Genomic DNA, 19810 nt, shown 5'->3' on the forward strand with positions numbered 1-19810 from the left:
TCGTCCCTGCTGAAAGAGGTTTACAACCCGAAGGCCGTCATCCCCCACGCGGCGTCGCTGCGTCAGGCTTTCGCCCATTGCGCAATATTCCCCACTGCTGCCTCCCGTAGGAGTCTGGGCCGTGTCTCAGTCCCAGTGTGGCCGGTCGCCCTCTCAGGCCGGCTACCCGTCGTCGCCTTGGTAGGCCACTACCCCACCAACAAGCTGATAGGCCGCGAGTCCATCCCCAACCGAAAAAACTTTCCACCACCATCGGATGCCCGAAGTAGTCATATCCGGTATTAGACCCAGTTTCCCAGGCTTATCCCAGAGTCAGGGGCAGGTTACTCACGTGTTACTCACCCGTTCGCCGCTCGAGTACCCCGAAGGGCCTTTCCGCTCGACTTGCATGTGTTAAGCACGCCGCCAGCGTTCGTCCTGAGCCAGGATCAAACTCTCCAAACAATGTTTTCGAGTTTTTCCTGGCCAACATTCGACATGAATGTCAACCAAAGGAATCCATCCCCCCACACCCAAAGATGCAGGTAAGGACGGGGTTGTGCATCATGCACTGGCTTTTAGCACACTGTTGAGTTCTCAAGAAACGGACGCGAGCACCATCATGACCGGCCGTCTCGACCGACCCCTCTGGGGCATTGATCTCGTTTGTTCAATCCCGAGAGTCCCGACCGATCATCGACTGGGCCTCACCGTGGGATCCGATCCCCGTCTCCGGGGCAACCACTCCAGACTACCTCACCGCCTGCTCCCTGTCCAGTCAGCCTGGCGGGCCAAAATCTGGACACGTTGCGAAGCGACTGGATCGACCCGGGAGCCGGATCCATGTGGCTTTCGGAAGTGGCTGGCCCCTGGAGACCCGGCTCGCCTTGCGGCGTCCCTGTCTCTCGGGGCGAAGAGAACATTAGGCAAGACTCGGCGCATCGTCAAATCCGGGCTATCCACATAAAGGTGCAGGTCAGAGGGCTGATCACGAAAACCTGGCCCGGTTCGCGACACGACTGTTACCGCCGTCACAGACACTTTTGACCTCGCTGCCCACCCTTCCGGGACCACCGGGACGTCCACTCCCGGTGGTCGGAACGTCCCTCACCAGGGCGCATGGCACGCCATCCGTCGGGATCGCCTGGTTCCGGGGAGCACGCGGAGGCGGGATCGCTTCTCACCGCGCGCCACTGCGACAACGTACGTGTCCTGAACGGTGACGCAGCCCTCCGCCGGGTCAGAACCACCATCGGCAGCGCCCCGGCGGCGCCTCAGCAACCCGAGTGCCACCACGCGCTCCACCGCGCCCGGGCACCCAGTGCCGTAGCCGGCAAGGTTTGCCCGGACGGAGCGATGGTGCAGGGTGGTGCGTCGCGAGGCGGATGAGGAGGCCGTAGCGGAGCCCACGGCCGGCAATCCCGGGCCCCGCGGAAAGTCCGAGCGTGCGAGGGCTTTTCGTGGGTGGGGCGTCAACGCCGCGAGGTGCCGCCCTGGGCGACGCGACGGGGCAAAAATTGATGAGAGGGGCACCAGCTCGGAATGCCGGCAAGCGGGCACCCCGAGGCCTGCCCTCCTCCCAGGGCTGCCGTCAGTGCGGTTGCCCGTCGTCACGTCCGGGCTCCCAGCCCAACAGCGTGGTACGGCGCGGCTTCGCACGAGATTCCGCCACATCGCCGAACGCGGAGCGGCGATCCCGCAGGCGTCCCGGGCCGGGCCGGGGATGGGCGTGAACAAGACGACCCGGCCGGCGCCGCCGGGCGAACGAACGCACCGTGCCGCCGGACATGCCGGGCGGGTGGGTCGGCACCGTCGGGGACATCCGGGCGATCGTGCCCGCTCTCGCGTAGCGCCGCGGACGGCGGCGTGGGCGCGGCGCTCAGCGGGCTCACGTGCCGCCGTCGGAATCACAACACGACCAGGGCCCCGCCGGACGGTGCCGGGAGGCCCTGGTCTCACTTCGTATCTCGCCCGAAGGGCACGGCTCGGGCCTTCAGCCCCAGCCCTGGGCGCATCCCCTCCGGGACAGCCCTGAGCCGCGGAGCCGCAGGTCGGAAGCCCCCCTGCGAACCGTCAGGCGACCTCGACGCCTCCGACAGTGCGCTTGCCGCGACGGAGGACGAGGAACCGGCCGTGCAGCAGGTCGTCCTGGCTCGGCACGTACTCCTCGTCGGTGATCTTCACGTTGTTGAGGTACGCGCCGCCCTCCTTGACGGCACGCCGCGCGGCCGACTTGGAATCGACCAGGCCGCTCTCGGCGAGCAGGTCGACGTACGGCAACCCGAGGGCGGGAACGGTCGCCTTGGGCACCTCGGCCAGCGCCGACTCAAGGGTCCGGGCGTCGAGTTCCTCCAGCGAGCCCTGCCCGAAGAGGGCGCGGGACGCGGCGATCACCCGGGCGAGCTCGGCTTCCCCGTGGACCATGGTCGTCACGTCCTCGGCGAGTGTCCGCTGCGCGGCGCGCGCGGCAGGACGCTCGGCGACGGCCTTCTCCAGCTCGGCGATCTCCTCCTGGGACCGGAAGGTGAAGACCTTCAGGAAGCGCACCACGTCCCGGTCGTCGGCGTTCAGCCAGTACTGGTAGAACGCGTACGGCGAGGTGAGCGCCGGGTCGAGCCAGATGGCTCCCCCGGCGGTCTTGCCGAACTTGGTGCCGTCAGCCTTGGTGATCAGCTTGCCGGTGAGCCCGTGGACGTGCGCGCCCTCGACGCGGCGGATCAGGTCGACCCCGGCCGTGATGTTGCCCCACTGGTCGCTGCCGCCGAGCTGCAGCGTGCAGCCGTGCCGCCGGTACAGCTCCAGGTAGTCGTTGGACTGGAGGATCTGGTAGCTGAACTCGGTGTAGCTGAGCCCCTCACCGCCGAGGCGCGCGGCCACCGACTCGCGGGCCAGCATCCGGTTCACCGGGAAGTGCTTGCCGACGTCGCGCAGGAAGTCGATCGCGGACATCTTGCCGGTCCACTCGAGGTTGCTGACCACCGTCGCGGAGGTCGGCCCATCGTCGAACGAGAGGAACCGCTCCACCTGTCCCCGGATCCGGCTCACCCAGTCGGCGACGACGTCCGAGGAGTTCAGCGAACGCTCGGTGCTGCGGCCACTCGGGTCGCCGATGAGACCGGTGGCACCGCCGACCAGCGCGATCGGCCGATGTCCCGCCCGCTGGAATCGGGTGAGGATCAGCAGGGTGGCGAGGTTTCCCATGTGGATGGACGGCGCGGTCGGGTCGAAGCCGGCATAGACCGTGATCGGACCCTCGGCCAGTGCCTTGCGCAGCGCGTCGGCATCGGTGGTCTGCGCGATGACATCGCGCCATTCGAGCTCATCGAGGATGTCGGTCACGATCTCGGCCTTCAGTGTCGATGGATGGGTCTTCGATGGATGTACGGCTTTCGCCCCCGTACCAGCCTGCCTGATCACAAAACCCTATCGCCACTCAATAGCTGGCCGGGCCGGGCGGCGGGGCCGGACGTGCCGGTGGGTCCACGGTGGCCGGGCTTCGGGTGTGAGAAGGGACACCTCCCCACCCGGAGATCCCCCGGAGGGAGCGTCCCGGCGCGCGTTCGCCTTCCGCCCGGCGCTCCGGCGGAAGAATGGGCGCCATGGAAATCTGGATCAATCCGGCCTGTTCCAAGTGCCGCTCCGCGCTGTCGCTCCTGGACGAGGAGGGCGCCCAGTACACGGTCCGCCGCTACCTGGAGGACCCGCCGACCGCCGAGGAACTCGAGGACGTGCTCCGGCGGCTCGGCCTGGAGCCGTGGGACATCGCCCGCGTCGGGGAGACGGCGGCGGTGGAGCTCGGCATGGCGTCGTGGCCCTGCGACAAGGAGAACCGCGGCCGGTGGATCGCCGCGCTGGCCACCCACCCGATCCTGATCCAGCGGCCGATCATCACCGCGGACGACGGGACGGCTGTCGTGGGCCGGTCGCCCGAGTCGGTCCGGTCGGTCCTGCCTCCCGCTCGGCCCACGACCGGCTGAGATCCCCGCGATCCGCGGGGATCTCGGCGTACTGCCCGGCCAGAGAACCTCTCCGTCGCCGGGAGGGCCACGAGCGCGAACACGCGCCCCGCCACGTCGAGCGGCCGGACATCTCGTGGTTCGCCGGACTCTCACCTGTCGTACGGGCGGAGCCTCCGGCGGGCCGGAGGCTCAGCGCACCTCGGGTTGGGGGCCCTCGGTCCGGCCGCGACGCCGGGGCACGTGCGGCCGGTACGGCGAGACGGTGGGGTCGCCGTCGATCCAGAACCGCCAGGGCGTCTCGGCGCCGGAGGAGACACCCGTACGCGGTCCGGTGCGGATGAGCGCGGGATCGGCGGGCCTTCCGGTGAAGACGCGGATCGGCCCCCGCGCGCAGCAGTCGAGGCCGTTGTGCCGCCGTTCGAAGCCGAGGGCGACGGCCAGCCGCGCCGGCCCTCGGGCGAGGTCGCGGTCGGGGATGCTCCGGCGTCCCCCCGGGCGAACACCGCTCTCGCCCGCCCCCGGATCGTCGGGTGCCCTGCCGCCGATGGAGAGGCGGCGGGCGAGGGCGTGGTCGGCCCCGGCGATCACCTCGCCGGCCCGCATGAGCACGGCCGAGCCGCGCCCCTCCGGCAGGCAGACGAGGTTGGCGCAGAAGTGCATGCCGTACGTGAAGTACACGTACAGGTGGCCGGGTTGGCCGAACATGACCGCGTTGCGCGGGGTTCGGCCGCGGTAGGTGTGCGCGGCCGGGTCCTGGCCCGGCCCGCCGTACGCCTCCACCTCGGTGAGCCGGACGGCCACCGGGCCGTGCGCGACCACGCGACCGAGCAGGTCCGCCGCGACCTCGGGGGACGGCCGGTCGAAGAACGCCCGGTCCAGGGGCGCGCCCGCCCCCGGACCGAGAACGGCGAGGTCGGCGGGCCCCACGACGGGGCTCGCGTGACCGGTCTCACCGGAGGCGGCGGGCCCCCCGTGGGCGCCCGGACCTGCCGTCATGGTCAGCTTCCGCTCGCCCACGCCGCCTGGACGTCGGCGATCTCGCGCAGCGCGACGAGCTGGTCCCGGACGCGGTCGGGGGCGGTGCCGCCGTGGGCCTTGCGGGCGGCGAGGGCTCCGGCCACATTGAGTACGTCCCTGACGTCCGGGGTGAAGTGCGGCGAGACCTTGGCCAGCTCGTCGTCGGTGAGGTCGCCGAGGTCCTTGTCGTTGACCTGGCACCAGACGACCAGGTGGCCGACCGCCTCGTGCGCGTCGCGGAACGGGACGCCCTTGCGGACGAGCAACTCGGCCAGATCCGTCGCGAGGGCGAAGCCGTCGGGGGCGCTCGCCTCGAGCTTGGCCGTGTTGACCCGCATGGTGGACACCAGGCCGGACACGGCGGGCAGCACCAGGAGCAGCGTGTCGACGGCGTCGAACACCGGCTCCTTGTCCTCCTGCAGGTCGCGGTTGTAGGTGAGCGGCAGGCCCTTGAGCGTCGTCAGCATCGTCATCAGCGCCCCGATGAGGCGGCCGCTCTTGCCCCTGGCCAGCTCGGCGACGTCCGGGTTCTTCTTCTGCGGCATGATCGACGAGCCGGTGGAGTAGGCGTCGTCCATCTCGATCCAGCGGAACTCCTGGGAGGCCCACAGGACGATCTCCTCGCCCAGCCGGGACAGGTGGACGCCGACCATCGCCGCGCAGAACAGGAACTCGGCGGCGAAGTCGCGGTCGGCGACCGCGTCCATCGAGTTGGGCGCGGCGGAGTCGAAGCCGAGCTCGGTCGCGACGGCCTGCGGGTCGAGCGGCAGGGAGGAGCCGGCGAGGGCGCCGGAGCCGAGCGGGGAGATCGCGGCGCGGCGGTCCCAGTCCCGCAGCCGGTCGATGTCCCGCGTCAGCGGGTGGACGTGGGCGAGCAACTGGTGGCCGAACGACACCGGCTGGGCGTGCTGCAGGTGGGTCATGCCGGGGGCGGCCGTGGAGGCGTGCGCCTCGGCCTGGCTCATCAGCGCGGTCTCCAGCTCGACCAGGCGCGAGACGATCGTGCGGACGTGGTCGCGCAGATACAGCCGCAGGTCGGTGGCCACCTGATCATTACGGCTGCGGCCGGCCCGCAGCTTCCCGCCGAGCGTGCCGAGCCGTTCGAGCAGGCCGCGCTCCAGCGCGGTGTGCACGTCCTCGTCGGCGACCGTCGGCCGGAACTCGCCGGCCTTGCAGGCCCGCTCGAGGTCGTCGAGCGCGCCGATCATCCGCCCGAGCTCCTCCTCCGTCAGCAAGCCGGCGCGGTGCAGCACCCTCGCGTGCGCGCGCGAGGCCAGCAGATCGTACGGCGCGAGCCGCCAGTCGAACTGCACGCTCACCGACAGGCGGGTGAGCGCGTCCGCCGGCCCTCCCTCGAACCTGCCGCCCCACAGCCGCATCGGCTTGTTGTCCGCCACCGTCGTTCTCCCTCCGAGTTTCATCCGCGACCTTAACCGACATGAACCCCGGCTCCGACCGGAGCCGGGGCGCACGTCACACCTTCTAGCTCTGGCGGGCGTCGCGGCCGGCCGCGATCTTGCTGGGCAGCGACCAGAGCTGGACGAAGCCCTTGGCCAGCGACTGGTCGAACGCGTCGCCCGTGTCGTAGGTGGCCAGTGAGAAGTCGTACAGCGAGGCGTCCGAGCGCCGGCCGGTGACGACGGCGCGGCCGCCGTGCATGACGAGCCTGATGTCGCCGGAGACGTGCTGCTGGGCATCGGCGATGAACGCGTCGAGGGCGTTCTTCAGCGGCGAGAACCACAGGCCGTCGTAGACCAGCTCGCCCCACCGCTGGTCGACGGAGCGCTTGAACCGGGCGAGGTCACGCTCGACGGTGACGTTCTCCAGCTCCATGTGCGCGGTGATCAGCGCGATCGCGCCGGGGGCCTCGTAGACCTCGCGCGACTTGATGCCGACGAGCCGGTCCTCGACCATGTCCAGGCGGCCGACGCCCTGCGCGCCCGCGCGCCGGTTCAGCTCGGCGATGATCTCGAACGGCGAGAGGGCGCGGCCGTCGAGGGCCACCGGCACACCCTGGACGAAGGTGATGACGACCTCGTCGGCCTCGCGCGGCACGGTCGGGTCGGAGGTGTAGTCGTACACGTCCTCGATGGGCGCGTTCCAGATGTCCTCGAGGAAGCCGGTCTCGACGGCGCGGCCCCACAGGTTCTGGTCGATGGAGTACGGCGACTTCTTGGTGACGTCGATCGGCAGGCCCTTCTCCTCGGCGAAGGCGATGGCCTTGTCGCGGGTCCAGGCGTAGTCGCGGGCCGGGGCGATGACCTTGAGGTCCGGGTTCAACGCGGCGAGGCCGGCCTCGAAGCGCACCTGGTCGTTGCCCTTGCCGGTGCAGCCGTGCGAGACATGGGTGCCGCCGAACTCCTCTGCCGCCGCCGCGAGGTGCTTGACGATCAGGGGCCGGGACAGGGCGCTGACCAGCGGGTAGCGGTCCATGTACAACGCGTTCGCCTGGAGTGCGGGGACGCAGAAGTCCCGGGCGAACTCCTCGCGGGCGTCGACGACGACGGCCTCGACCGCGCCGCAGTCGATCGCGCGCTTCCGGATGGCCTCCATGTCCTCGCCGCCCTGGCCGACGTCCACCGCGACGGCGATGACCTCCGCGCCGGTCTTCTCGGCGAGGAACGGGATGGCCACGGAGGTGTCGAGGCCGCCGGAGTAGGCGAGTACGACCCTGTCACTCATGATCATTCTCCAATTACGTGGTCACGTTTATGTTTTCACAGGTCACACTGCCTGTCGGCGCTTCCGCTTCCGGATCGGCGGCGCGAGTGCCACTCCGCTCCGTTGCCTCCCGATCACTGAATGTGGTCACTCTCGGGTGCCGTGCACCGGTGTGTCGTGTGATCGCCGCTCGACTCGAACCGGCGGCTTCAGCCTCGGCGGTCCGCCAGTTTGAGCAGGGCGGCCGCCAGTTCCTCTCCCCCCAGCGGGTCACGGCTGATCACCAGGATGGTGTCGTCGCCCGCGACCGTGCCGAGGATGGACTCCCAGTCGGCGTGGTCGATGGCCGAGGCCAGGAACTGCGCGGCTCCCGGTGGGGTGCGCAGAATGACCAGATTCGCCGATGCCTCCGCCGAGACCAGGAGCTCCTCGGCGATGCCGCGGAGCCGGGCGTAGGGGTTCTCCCCCGTGCCGGTCCGGTAGAGCGGGATCCGGCCGCCTCCCTCTCCCGGAACCGCGTATACCAAAGTGCCGTCGTCGGTCCGCAGCTTGAGCGCGCCCAGCTCGTCCAGGTCGCGGGAGAGCGTCCCCTGGGTCACCTCGACGCCGCTCTCGGCGAGCAGCCGGGCCAGCTCGGGCTGCGAGCGGATCTTGTTCCGGGTGAGCAGGTCGACGATCCGGGCGTGCCGTGCCGCCTTGGTCAGCGGGATCGTCACAGCGCCTCCCCGCGTCGCGCCCCCGGCCCCGCCGTACCGGCTTCCGGGGCGCCGGCACCGGACGCCTGCCCGCTGCGGACGGCCAGCCAGTGCAGCAGCGCCTTCTGCGCGTGGAGCCGGTTCTCGGCCTGGTCCCAGACCACGCTCCGCGGACCGTCGAGCACCTCGCCGGTGATCTCCAGTCCCCGGTACGCGGGCAGGCAGTGCAGCACGATCGCGTCCGGGCTCGCCTGGGCGAGCAGGTCCGCGTCGAGCCGGTACGGCGTGAACGCCGCCACGCGCTCCTCCTTGCCGTCCTGCCCCATGGACACCCAGGTGTCCGTGGCGAGCACATGCGCCCCGGCGGCGGCCGCCGCCGGATCGCTGACCGCGGTGACGGAGCCGCCCGTGGCGGCGGCGATCTCGGCGGCCCGGTCGAGGATCACCGCGTCCGGCAGATATCCGGCCGGGGCGCCGATCCGTACATGCATCCCGGCGGTCGCGCCGCCGAGCAGGTAGGAGTGGGCCATGTTGTTGGCGCCGTCGCCCAGGTACGCCAGGGTGAGGCCCTTGAGCATGCCCTTGTGCTCGCGGATCGTCTGCAGGTCGGCGAGGATCTGGCAGGGGTGGAACTCGTCGGTGAGCGCGTTCACCACGGGGACGGACGATATCGAGGCCATCGCCTCGACGCGCTCCTGGCCGGAGGTACGCCACACGATCGCCGCCACCTGGCGTTCCAGGACCCGGGCGGTGTCCTCGATCGGCTCGCCCCGTCCCATCTGGGAGGAGCCGGCGTCGATGACCAACGGCAGGCCGCCGAGCTCGCCGACGCCGACCGCGAACGAGACGCGGGTGCGGGTGGACGGCTTGTCGAACAGCACCGCGACGGTGCGGGGGCCGGCGAAGGGCCGGTAGCCGAAGCGGTCCTTCTTCATCGCGTCGGCCAGGTCGAGCACCTGCGCCTGCTCCTCCGGCGTCAGGTCGTCGTCCCGCAGGAAGTGCCTGACCTGCTTCGGATCCGCGACGGGTCCCTGACTAGCCATTGGCGGCCTCCAGAATGCCGGGAAGCGCGTCCACGAAGGACCGCACCTCGGACGATGTGACGACGAGCGGGGGCGCGAGCCGTACGGCGTCGGGCTGAAGCGCGTTGACCAGGAACCCGGCCTCCTGGGCCGCCTCCTGGACCCGCGCGGAGCGGTCGGCGGTGAGCACGAGAGCCAGCCAGAGGCCGCGGCCGCGCACGCCCTTGAGCAGCGGGTGGCCGATCGCTTCGATGCCGTCGCGGAGCTCCCGGGCGACGGCCTGGACGTGTGCCAGCAGGTCCTCGCGCTCGATCGTGTCCAGCACGGCCAGCGCCGCCGCGCACGAGACCGGGTTGCCGCCGAACGTCGAGCCGTGGTCGCCCTTCTCGAAGATCGTCCCGGCCGGGCCGATCCCGACGCAGGCGCCGATCGGCATGCCGCCGCCGAGGCCCTTGGCCAGGGTCAGCACGTCGGGCAGCACGCCGTCCGCCTGGTGGGCGAACCAGTGGCCGGTGCGGCCGATCGCCGACTGGATCTCGTCGGCCACCAGGAGCGCCCCGGTGGCGGAGCAGATCTCCCTGGCCGCCCGGAGGTACCCCTCGGGCGGCGGCACGACGCCGGCCTCGCCCTGGGTCGGCTCCAGAAAGACCGCGGCGCACTCGTCGGTCACCGCGCTCTTGAGCGCGTCGGCGTCGCCGTACGGGACGAACCGGACGTCGATCGGGAACGGGCCGAACTGGTCGCGGATCGCGGGCTTGCCGGTCAGCGACAGGGCGCCGAGCGTGCGGCCGTGGAAGCCCATCTCGGCGGCGACGAAGTAGCTCCTGCCGTTCGCCTTGCCGTACTTGATGGCGAGCTTGAGCGCGGCCTCGTTGGCCTCGGTGCCGGAGTTGGCCAGGAAGACCCGTGCGGGCGCGCCGAGCAGGCCGCCCAGGCGCTCGGCCAGCAGCACCTCGGGCTCGTGCAGGAACAGGTTCGAGGTGTGCGCCAATGTCGCCACCTGCCGGGACACCGCCTCGACCAGCGCCGGGTGGCCGTGGCCCAGCGAGCTGACCGCGATGCCGCCGATGAGGTCCAGGTAGCGCCGGCCGTCGAGGTCCCAGACGGCGGTGCCCTCGCCGCGTGCGAGCGCGATCGGCGGCACGCCGTAGTTGGGCATGAACGCCGCCTCGAAGCGCTTCCTGAGCGCCTCTCCGGCCGGGTTCCGGCTCGGCTTCGTCTCCTCGCTCACGCGTCCTCCTTGATCGGAACGGCGACCGGCCCGGGCTCGGCCGGGACGGATGCGGAGTCGGGCAGGACCATCGTGCCGATGCCCTCGTCCGTGAAGATCTCCAGCAACAAGGAGTGTGGCACCCGGCCGTCGAGCACGTGCGCCCGCGTGACGCCGCCGCGTACCGCGGTCAGGCACGCCTCCATCTTGGGGACCATGCCGCTGGACAGCGAGGGCAGCAGCTCGGCCAGCTCGGTCGCGGCGATCCTGCTGACGACCTCGTCGCTGTTCGGCCAGTCGGCGTAGAGGCCCTCGACGTCGGTGAGCACGACCAGCTTGGACGCGCCCAGCGCGACCGCCAGCGCGGCGGCGGCGGTGTCTGCGTTGACGTTGTAGATGGTGCCGTCCTCGCCCCGCGCGATCGACGACACGACCGGGATCCGGTTGTCGTTCAGCAGTGCCTCGACGGCTCCCACCTCGACGCCGACGATCTCGCCGACCTGGCCGATGTCCACGGCGACGCCGTCCACGACGACCTGCTTGCGCTCGGCGGTGAACAGGTGGGCGTCCTCGCCGGACATGCCGATCGCGAAGGGCCCGTGCCGGTTGATCAGGCCGACCACGTCGCGGTTGACCTGGCCGACGAGGACCATGCGCACCACCTGCATGGCCTCGGGCGTGGTCACCCGCAGGCCGGAGACGAAGCGGCTCTCGATGCCCTGCAGGTCGAGCTGCCGCTGGATCTGCGGGCCACCGCCGTGCACGATCACCGGGCGGAGCCCGGCGTACCTGAGGAAGACCACGTCGGCGGCGAACTTCTCGCGCAGGTGCTCCTCGGTCATCGCGTTACCGCCGTACTTGATGACGACGGTCGCGCCGTGGAAGCGCGCCATCCAGGGCAGCGCCTCGATCAGCGTGTGCGCCTTGTCCAGCGCGCCGTTCCTGCGGGGCGTCATGACGAGTACGCCGAGTTCTCGTGGACGTACGCCGCGGTGAGGTCCGTGGTGTGAATCGTCGCGGAGTGCGGACCGGCCGACAGGTCGATCGTGATCGTCACATCGCGGGGGCGCAGGTCCACCTTGGAACGGTCGTCGCCCACGGCGCCGCCGCGGCAGATCCAGACGCCGTTGATGGCCACGTTGAGCCGGTCCGCCTCGAAGACCGCGTCGGTCGTGCCGACCGCGGACAGCACCCGGCCCCAGTTGGGGTCCTCGCCGTGGATCGCGCACTTGAGCAGGTTGTTCCTGGCCACCGCGCGGCCGACCGTGACGGCGTCCTCGACGCCGGCCGCGCCCACGACCTCGATGGTGATCGCCTTGGACGCGCCCTCGGCGTCGACCAGGAGCTGGCGGGTGAGGTCGGCGCAGACGTTGGTGACGACCTTCTCGAACTCGGCGAGGTCGGGCCGCACGCCGGCGGCGCCGCTCGCCAGCAGCAGCACGGTGTCGTTGGTGGACATGCAGCCGTCGGCGTCCAGGCGGTCGAAGGTGACGCCCGTCGCCTTGCGCAGAACCGCGTCCAGCTCCTCGGAGGAGAGGTCGGCGTCGGTGGTGATGACGCAGAGCATGGTGGCCAGCGACGGGGCGAGCATGCCCGCGCCCTTGGCCATGCCGCCGACCATGTAGCCGCCCTCTCCCCTGCGGAAGGCGATCTTGCTGACCGTGTCGGTGGTCCTGATCGCGTCGGCGGCGGCCAGGCCGCCGTCCCTGGAGAGCTGGGACACCGCGGTCTCGACCCCGCCGAGCAGCGCGTCCATCGGCAGCCGCTCGCCGATCAGGCCGGTGGAGCAGACCGCGATCTCGCCCGCCGAGTCCGCGAGCGCGGCGGCGACCTTCTCGGCCGTGGCGTGGGTGTCCTGGAAGCCGAGCGGCCCGGTGCAGGCGTTGGCGCCACCGGAGTTGAGGACCACCGCCTTGACCCGGCCGCCGGAGAGCACCTGCGCCGACCACAGCACCGGAGCGGCCTTGACGCGGTTGGCGGTGAAGACGCCCGCCGCCGCGTGGGACGGCCCGTCGTTGACGACGAGCGCGAGGTCGCGCGCGCCGCTCGCCTTGATGCCCGCCGCGATGCCCGCCGCCCGGAACCCGAGTGGAGCCGTGACGCTCATACTTCCTCCTCGCCTCGCGGCCCCGGGCCGCTGTCACCTGTCACGTGCCGTTCTTGCGTTCGCCCGCTGCTGCGGTGCGCCGCGTACTCCGCCGCGGTCACGGGGCCAGCCCGTTCACGGGAAGGCCGAGCTCCTCGGGCAGGCCGAGGGCCAGGTTGACGCTCTGGATCGCGCCGCCGGCCGTGCCCTTGGTCAGGTTGTCGACGGCGGCGACGGCGACGACCCTGCCGGAGCGCTCGTCGAGGGCCACCTGCAGGACGGCGGTGTTGGCCCCGGCCGTCATGGCGGTCGCGGGCCACGTCCCCTCCGGCAGCAGGCGGAGGAAGGGCTCGTCCTTGACCGCCGTCTCGTACGCCTCCCGGAGCGCGGCGGCGGTGAGGCCGGACACGGCCGGGGCCGTGCAGGTGGCGAGGATGCCCCGGCTCATCGGCGCGAGCGTCGGGGTGAAAGAGACCCGGACCGGCGCTCCCGCGACCTTCGCCAGGTTCTGCTCCATCTCGGGGGTGTGCCGGTGGACGCCGCCGACGCCGTACGCGCTGACCGAGCCCATGACCTCGCTGCCGAGGAGGTGGGTCTTGGGGGCGCGGCCGGCGCCCGAGGTGCCGCTGGCGGCGACCACGACCACGTCGGGTTCGACCAGGCCGGCGGCGAAGGCCGGGAACAGCGCGAGCGTCACCGAGGTCGGGTAGCAGCCGGGCACCGCGATGCGGCGGGCCCCACGCAGCACCTCGCGCTGTCCGGGAAGCTCGGGCAGCCCGTACGGCCAGGTGCCCGCGTGGGCGCCGCCGTAGAAGTGGGCCCAGTCCTGCGCGCTCTCCAGCCGGAAGTCGGCGCCGCAGTCCACCACGACGGTGTCCTCGCCCAGCTCGGCGGCGACGGCGCCGGACTGCCCGTGGGGCAGCGCGAGGAAGACGACGTCGTGACCGGCCAGGGTCTCGGCGGTGGTCTCCTGGACGAGCCGGTCGGCGAGGGCGGGCAGGTGCGGCTGGTGCTCGCCGAGGCGCGAGCCGGCGCTGGAGCCGGCGGTCAGCGCGCCGACCTCGAAGGACGGATGCCCGAGCAGCAGCCGGAGCAGCTCGCCCCCCGCGTAACCCGTCGCTCCCGCGATCGCCGCCCTCATCGATCCCCCTGCATGTTCATGCGAACGAGCACATCTTCTTACTCTGAAGAGTATGCATATCTCAGCATGATCATGCAAGCGAGCACGACCCCGTCCGCACCTGCCACGACCTTGGAAATCGGCACCCTGGTGTCCGTACCTACCGGTCGGTATCGTGATTTTTCCGGTTACCATCGCGGCTTGGAGCGCAGTCCATGGCTATGACGCACGACCAGGTACAGGCCCAGCTCACCGCGCCCGGCCAGCTCTTCGAGATGGAAGAGGCGAAGGTCGGGGGGACGACGATCCGCGCATGGAAGCATGCTCCCCGGACCTTCCGGGACCTGCTGCAGAACAGCCGTTTCCAAGGCGAGAAGGTCTTCCTGATCTACGAGGACGAGCGGATCACCTACGAGGAGCACTTCCGCCGCGCGGCGACCCTGGCACGGCGTCTCGTGGAGGACTACGGCGTCCGCAGGGGCGACCGGGTGGCCCTCGCGATGCGGAACTATCCCGAATGGGTGGTCGCGTTCTCCGCGATCCTGGCCGCCGGGGCGGTCGCCGTGCCGCTGAACGCGTGGTGGACCGGCCAGGAGCTCGCGTACGGCCTGGCCGACTCGGGGGCGAGACTGCTGATCGCCGACGCCGAGCGCGCCGCGCGCGCCGCGGAGGCGGGCGGGCCCGAAATACCGGTGATCATCGCGCGCGGGCCGGGAGCGAATCTCGCCGAGGTGATGGGCGAGGTGCGGGCCGACGTGACCCTGCCCCCCGTCGACCTCGGCCCCGACGACCTGGCCACGATCTTCTACACCTCGGGGACCACCGGCCGCCCGAAGGGCGCGCTCGGCACCCACCGCAACCTCGGCCAGGCCCCGATGACCGTGGCGTACGCGATGATGCGCGCGACGCTACTCGCCGGGAAGGACCCGGCGGAGACGACCTCGGCCGAACGGGTCACGCTCCTCGCGGTGCCGCTGTTCCACGTGACCGGCTGCTTCGCGGTGCTGATCCCGACGATCTTCAGCGGGGGCGGGCTCGCCCTCATGTACAAGTGGGACGCCGAACGCGCGCTGCGGACCATCGAGCGCGTGCGGGTCACCGGCCTCGCCGGTGTGCCGACCAACGCCTGGCAGCTCCTCTCCCACCCCGCGCTGGAGCGCTACGACATCTCGTCCCTGGGCTCCATCTCCTACGGCGGCGCGCCGGCCCCACCCAAGCTGCGGGAGCGCATCACCGAGCTGCTGCCGGGCCGCGCACCCGCCAACGGGTACGGCATGACCGAGACGACGGGGCTGGCCATCTACAACTGCGGCACGGACTACGCGGCGCGGCCGGACAGCATCGGCCTCCCGCTCGCCGTGAACGACGTCAAGATCTGCGACCCGGCCGGGGCGGAGCTGCTTCCGGGCGAGGTCGGCGAGCTGTGCATCCGCGGGCCGATCGTGATCAGCGGCTACTGGAACCAGCCGGAGGCCACCGCGCAGACCTTCGTGGACGGCTGGCTGCACACCGGCGACCTCGCCCGGGTGGACGAGGAGGGCTTCGTCTATATCGTCGACCGGGCCAAGGACATGGTCATCAGGGGCGGCGAGAACGTCTACTGCGCCGAGGTCGAGGCCGCGCTGTTCGATCACCCCGGCGTCGACGACGTGGCGGTGATCGGCGTCCCGCACGAGGAGCTGGGTGAGGAGGTCGGCGCGGTGGTGCGGCGCGCGCCGGGCTCGGACGTCTCCGCGGACGAGCTGCGGACCTTCGTGCGCGAACGCCTCGCCGGGTTCAAGGTGCCGGCGACGGTCTGGTTCCTGGAGGAGGAGCTGCCCCGCAACCCCGGCGGCAAGATCCTCAAGACCGCGCTGCGCCGCCGCGTCCTCGGCTCCTGACCCGGGATCCCGGCGCGCCTCGGTAGCGCGCCGGGTTACCTGGCGGGTAATCGACGGGGCACATCGCGCCATGGGAACTTTCCTGTGTCAACGAAGACACGCGAACTGAGGAGTCCCCGTGAGCGACTTTTCCACCCTTGTCGACCGCTACATCGCCACCTGGAACGAGACCGACTCCGCCGCCCGCGTCGCGGCCGTGGCCGAGCTGTGGGCCGAGGACGGCGGCTACACCGACCCGATGGCGGCCGTGCGCGGCCACGACGCCATCGCCGCCGTGATCGCCGGAGCCCAGGGAATGTTCCCCGGCTTCGTGTTCAGCCGCGGCGAGGTGCTCGACGGCCACCACGACATCGTGCGGTTCACCTGGCACCTGGCTCCGGAGGGGGCCGCCGAGCCGGTCGTGGTCGGCTTCGACGTCGCCGCGCTGGACGCCGACGGGCGCATCCGCGACGTGCACGGCTTCCTCGACAAGGTGCCCGCGATGTGAGCGACGGGGCGCGGTCCCCCGGCGTACGCGGGACCGCGCCCCGTCGCACCCCCGAAAATCGATTGCCCGCCGATCCGGCACTCGGCGAACATGGCCGTTCGTGTCTGAACGCTCGGATCGATCGCTGCGTGCGCTGGCCCGCCGGATGCGCGTCGACGTCACCCCGCTGCGCGAGTCCCGCGACTTCCGCCTCCTGCTCGGCTCCAGCCTGATCACCCTGCTCGGCGCCCTCTTCACGATGGTGGCCGTGCCGTACCAGGTGAAACAGCTCACCGGGTCACCGCTCGCGGTCGGGCTGGTGAGCATGGCCGAGTTCGTGCCGATGGTGGTCTGCGGGCTGTGGGGCGGCGCGATCGCCGACGCGCTCGACCGGCGCAAGATCGTGATCTACTCCGAGCTGGGGCTCTGCGTCGCGACCGGCATCCTGCTGGTCAACGCCCTGCTGCCCCATCCGCAGGTCTGGCTCCTCTACGTCGCGGGCGCCCTGTCCGCCGGGTTCAGCAGCGTACGCGGCCCGAGCGAGCAGGCGATGATCAACCGGGTGGTCAAGCTCGACCAGATGACCGCCGCGTACGCGTTGCAGGGCCTCGTCCGCAACAGCGCGGTCATCGTCGGCCCCGCCGTCGGCGGGCTGGTCGTCATCGCGCTCGGCCCCGCCGTGTCGTACGGCATCGACGTGGCCTCGTTCCTGGTCTCGCTGGCGCTGCTGGTGCGGGTGCGTCCCGTGCCGCGCCCCCAGGACGCCTCCCCCGCCTCGCTGCGGTCACTGGCCGAGGGCGTCCGCTACGCCGTCCGGCGCCCCGACCTGATGGGCACCTATCTCGTCGACATCGCCGCGATGGCGTTCGCCAGCTCGACCGCGCTGTTCCCGTTCCTCGCCGACGACCTGGGGACGCCGCAGGCGCTCGGCCTGCTGTACGCCGCCGGAGGGGTCGGCTCGGTGGTCGCCTCGCTGACCTCCGGCTGGACCGCCCACGTGCACCGGCACGGGATGGCCGTGATCGTGTCGGCCGCGCTGTGGGGCGTCTCGGTGGCGATCGCGGCGATCATGCCGAACGTGTGGCTGGTCTTCCTGTTCCTCGCCGTCGCGGGCGGCGCGGACATGGTGAGCGGCCTCTTCCGCGGCACGATCTGGAACCAGACCATCCCCGACGAGTACCGCGGCCGCCTCGCGGGGATCGAGCTGCTCTCCTACTCGACCGGCCCGATGCTCGGCGACGTGCGCGCCGGGGCGCTGGCCGGCTGGGGCGGCGCCCGCTTCTCGCTGGGGTTCGGCGGCCTGCTGTGCGTGGGCGCGGTGGCCGCGATGGCGGCCGCGCTGCCCCGCTTCCGCCGCTACGACGCGCGCACCGACGAGCACGCCCTCGCCGAACGCGCCCGCCGCGCGGAGCAGCCCGCGGCCACCTGACACAACCCGGACGAACCCGCCCCTCAGCGAGACCGGCTGGTTACGATGTGCGCATGACGGCAGCGGTAGCGGAGACAGAGACGACGGAGACTACGGCAGCGGCGGAGGCAGAGGCACGGAGCGACGTCATGAGCGACTCATCGGAGCTGCCCGGCTGGGTTTTCCCGCCACTCAAGGGCTACACGGCCACAGACCTCGATCACATTCCGGATTTGCCTGCACACACGGAGTTGATTGACGGAAGCTTGGTCTTCGTGAGCCCTCAGTCCTCCTTCCATTCCCGTGCCGTGTCCCTTCTGGAGAGCGCTCTGCGCGGAGTCGCTCCGCGCGAGCTGCGGGTCCGGCGCGAGATGAGCCTGGTCCTCGACTCACGCCAGCGGCCGGAGCCCGACGTGAGCGTCATCCGCGCCGAGGCGGAGCAGAAGGACGAGCAGACCGCCTACCAGGCGGCCGACGCGGTCCTGGTCGTCGAGGTCGTCTCACCGGAGTCCGAGGTCCGCGACCGCAAGCGCAAGCCGGTGCTGTACGCCGAGGCGGGCATCCCGCACTTCTGGCGGGTGGAGAACCAGAAGGGCCGGCCCGCCGTCTACGTCTACGAGATCGACCCCGGGACCTCGGCCTACTTCCTCACCGGCATCCATCACGACCGGCTCAAGGTCTCGCTGCCCTTCGAGATCGACATCGACCTCACCGAGATCGACCGCTTCTGACCGATGCGCCCCCGTACGGCTCACGCGGGGGCGCGCGGCACATCACGACCGGCTATCCGCCGAGGCGCAGGACGACGATGTCCTCCCGGTCGAAGAGCAGGCGGTAGCCGTCCCGCACGTAGTCGTCGATCACGCCGCGCAGGTCCTGCCCCGCCGACGCGATGATCCACGGGGTCCTCCGGTGGCGATAGTCCCACCACAGGACCGTGTCGCGGGCGGACAGGTGGGGGCCGAAGTCGTTGCTCGCCTCCACCACCACGCCGTCGGGGATCAGCGCGAGCGCCTCCTGCCGCGCCGCCGCCCGGGCGTCCGCGGCGTAGAAGTCCGGGCGGAGCAGCTCGCCGAAGGGGCGGTGCGGCACCAGGGTGAGCGCGACGGCGCAGATCGCGACGGACCACAGCAGGCCGAGCCGTTCCGGCTCCGTGATCCGCTCCTTCCGGCGCAGCCACCGGATCAGGCGCGCCGTGCCGTCCACCCCGGCGAGGAAGAGGATCGCGACGGTGAACGCGTCGTAGTGCCAGGCGGTGGACCACCAGTTGGGCGCGTCGGACAGCATCCGCTCGGCGACGTGCGGCAGCGCCGCCAGCGCGATCGGCGACAGGAGGCAGAGGAAGAGCGTCGGCCACAGCAGCAGCGCGGTCGTGTCCAGCTTGACCTGGTCGGCGGTCAGCACGCCGAGGACGCGCAGCGGGTCGGTCACGGCCGTGCGCAGCACGTCGGGCAGGTCCGCGCCGAGCTGGGAGAAGTACCAGCGCTCGTCCGCCCGGCCGCCCGCGAGCGGGATCAGCACCTTGCGGGTGAGTTCCATCGCGGCCACGCCCCCGACGACGACGGCCGCGCCGAGACGCCGCCGCCGGGTGAGGAACAGCCAGGCGCCGACGCCGGCCACGATCAGCCCGGCGTCCTCCTTGGTCAGCAGCAGGCCGGCCAGTGCGAGGAGGCCGGGGAGCCGCCTCCCCGCGTCCAGCCGCTCGATCGCGGCGGCGGTCAGGACGGGAACGAAGGCGACCTCGTGGAACTCCACGCCGACGGTCTGCGCGATCGGCCAGGACAGCGCGTACGCGACCGCGACCAGGTAGGCGGGAGCGGTGCCGAGCCGGCGGCGGGTGAACGTCCACAGGAACGGGACAGCCAGCGCGAACAGCACGGCCTGGGCCACGATGAGCGTCGCGGGCCCGTCGTGCAGCCAGTACAGCGGCGCGAGCAGGGCCAGGATCGGCGAGAAGTGGTCGGCGAGCTGGAGGTAGTCCGTCCCCCGATCCAGCGTGACACCCAGGAGCGGCACGACGGGCGGCCGGAAGTGTGCGTAGCCGCGCACCGCCTGGTCGAAGATCGTCAGATCGTACGTGCCGGTGCGGAAGGCGCGCAGCTTGGTCAGCCCGTGGAGGGAGTACACCCCGGCGGCCACGGCGCATACAGCGGCGAGCGCGACGACGTGGCGGGGCCACCGGCCCGGCGGCGGGACGGCCGCGAGCACCCGGCGGACGGCCGGTAACGCGAGCGGCGAGCGCCTCCGGGTGGCGGCGGAGTCCACGGGACGGTCAGGGACACGGGTCCTCCAGGCCATGGCCGGAGA

The 19810-nt window shown here is 71.4% G+C and carries 16 protein-coding genes and 1 rRNA gene; 5 read left to right on the top strand and 12 right to left on the bottom strand.

Translation table 11 applies throughout. The features are described from left to right. A 16S ribosomal RNA gene (locus AWQ71_RS16345) occupies positions 1-444 on the bottom strand; the annotation flags it as partial. Between the two features lie 1608 nt (positions 445-2052). Further along, on the bottom strand, positions 2053-3318 hold the full coding sequence (tyrS, locus tag AWQ71_RS16350; protein WP_067133916.1) for a tyrosine--tRNA ligase: 1266 nt from the start codon (positions 3316-3318) through the stop codon (positions 2053-2055). 260 nt (positions 3319-3578) lie between these two features. Between tyrS and AWQ71_RS16355 the strand changes: the two genes are divergently transcribed. After that, positions 3579-3956 carry an arsenate reductase family protein gene (locus AWQ71_RS16355; RefSeq protein WP_067134385.1) on the top strand — a complete coding sequence of 126 codons (378 nt, stop codon included), beginning with the start codon at positions 3579-3581 and terminating at the stop codon, positions 3954-3956. A 171-nt stretch (positions 3957-4127) separates the two neighbouring features. Here the strand turns inward: AWQ71_RS16355 and AWQ71_RS16360 are convergent, their stop codons facing one another. From AWQ71_RS16360 to argC, 9 genes are all read right to left on the bottom strand, one after another. Then, on the bottom strand, positions 4128-4934 hold the full coding sequence (locus tag AWQ71_RS16360) for a DNA-3-methyladenine glycosylase (RefSeq protein WP_084258981.1): 807 nt from the start codon (positions 4932-4934) through the stop codon (positions 4128-4130). A gap of 2 nt (positions 4935-4936) precedes the next feature. Next, positions 4937-6352 (bottom strand): argininosuccinate lyase, encoded by a 1416-nt coding sequence (argH, locus tag AWQ71_RS16365; RefSeq protein WP_245658317.1) that lies wholly within the window; start codon positions 6350-6352, stop codon positions 4937-4939. 85 nt (positions 6353-6437) lie between these two features. Next, on the bottom strand, positions 6438-7637 hold the full coding sequence (locus AWQ71_RS16370) for an argininosuccinate synthase (protein ID WP_067134389.1): 1200 nt from the start codon (positions 7635-7637) through the stop codon (positions 6438-6440). Positions 7638-7825: 188 nt separating this feature from the next. Then, positions 7826-8332 carry an arginine repressor gene (locus tag AWQ71_RS16375; protein ID WP_067133922.1) on the bottom strand — a complete coding sequence of 169 codons (507 nt, stop codon included), beginning with the start codon at positions 8330-8332 and terminating at the stop codon, positions 7826-7828. Continuing rightward, positions 8329-9354, bottom strand: a complete 1026-nt coding sequence (gene argF / locus AWQ71_RS16380; protein WP_067133925.1) for an ornithine carbamoyltransferase — start codon at positions 9352-9354, stop codon at positions 8329-8331. The genes AWQ71_RS16375 and argF overlap by 4 nt, the downstream gene beginning before the upstream one ends. Next, the gene (locus tag AWQ71_RS16385; protein WP_067134391.1) at positions 9347-10492 is read right to left on the bottom strand and encodes an acetylornithine transaminase; all 1146 of its coding nucleotides are present in this window, start codon (positions 10490-10492) and stop codon (positions 9347-9349) included. Before AWQ71_RS16385 ends, argF begins: the two co-directional genes overlap by 8 nt. A 68-nt stretch (positions 10493-10560) precedes the next feature. Further along, positions 10561-11499 (bottom strand): acetylglutamate kinase, encoded by a 939-nt coding sequence (gene argB, locus AWQ71_RS16390; RefSeq protein ID WP_067133928.1) that lies wholly within the window; start codon positions 11497-11499, stop codon positions 10561-10563. Further along, positions 11496-12650: a bifunctional glutamate N-acetyltransferase/amino-acid acetyltransferase ArgJ gene (gene argJ / locus AWQ71_RS16395; protein ID WP_067133931.1), complete on the bottom strand. Its 1155-nt coding sequence runs from the start codon at positions 12648-12650 to the stop codon at positions 11496-11498. Before argJ ends, argB begins: the two co-directional genes overlap by 4 nt. Before the next feature lie 97 nt (positions 12651-12747). Then, positions 12748-13770 (bottom strand): N-acetyl-gamma-glutamyl-phosphate reductase, encoded by a 1023-nt coding sequence (argC, locus tag AWQ71_RS16400; RefSeq protein ID WP_067133934.1) that lies wholly within the window; start codon positions 13768-13770, stop codon positions 12748-12750. Positions 13771-13964: 194 nt separating this feature from the next. Between argC and AWQ71_RS16405 the strand changes: the two genes are divergently transcribed. The 4 genes from AWQ71_RS16405 (at position 13965) to AWQ71_RS16420 (ending at position 18234) form a co-directional block, all read left to right on the top strand. Continuing rightward, a complete protein-coding gene (locus tag AWQ71_RS16405; protein ID WP_067133937.1) occupies positions 13965-15629 on the top strand; it encodes a class I adenylate-forming enzyme family protein in 1665 nt (554 codons plus the stop codon). 118 nt (positions 15630-15747) lie between these two features. Further along, positions 15748-16116 (top strand): nuclear transport factor 2 family protein, encoded by a 369-nt coding sequence (locus AWQ71_RS16410; RefSeq protein WP_067133940.1) that lies wholly within the window; start codon positions 15748-15750, stop codon positions 16114-16116. 100 nt (positions 16117-16216) lie between these two features. Beyond that, positions 16217-17524: an MFS transporter gene (locus AWQ71_RS16415; protein WP_245658318.1), complete on the top strand. Its 1308-nt coding sequence runs from the start codon at positions 16217-16219 to the stop codon at positions 17522-17524. A 128-nt stretch (positions 17525-17652) separates the two neighbouring features. Beyond that, positions 17653-18234, top strand: a complete 582-nt coding sequence (locus AWQ71_RS16420) for a Uma2 family endonuclease (RefSeq protein ID WP_067133946.1) — start codon at positions 17653-17655, stop codon at positions 18232-18234. Positions 18235-18286: 52 nt separating this feature from the next. Here AWQ71_RS16420 and AWQ71_RS16425 read toward each other — a convergent pair whose 3' ends face one another. Next, a complete protein-coding gene (locus tag AWQ71_RS16425; RefSeq protein ID WP_084258951.1) occupies positions 18287-19801 on the bottom strand; it encodes a DUF2079 domain-containing protein in 1515 nt (504 codons plus the stop codon). Between the last annotated feature and the right edge of the window lie 9 nt (positions 19802-19810).

It is taken from the genome of Microtetraspora malaysiensis (assembly GCF_001528665.1).
Lineage (GTDB): Bacteria > Actinomycetota > Actinomycetes > Streptosporangiales > Streptosporangiaceae > Microtetraspora_A > Microtetraspora_A malaysiensis.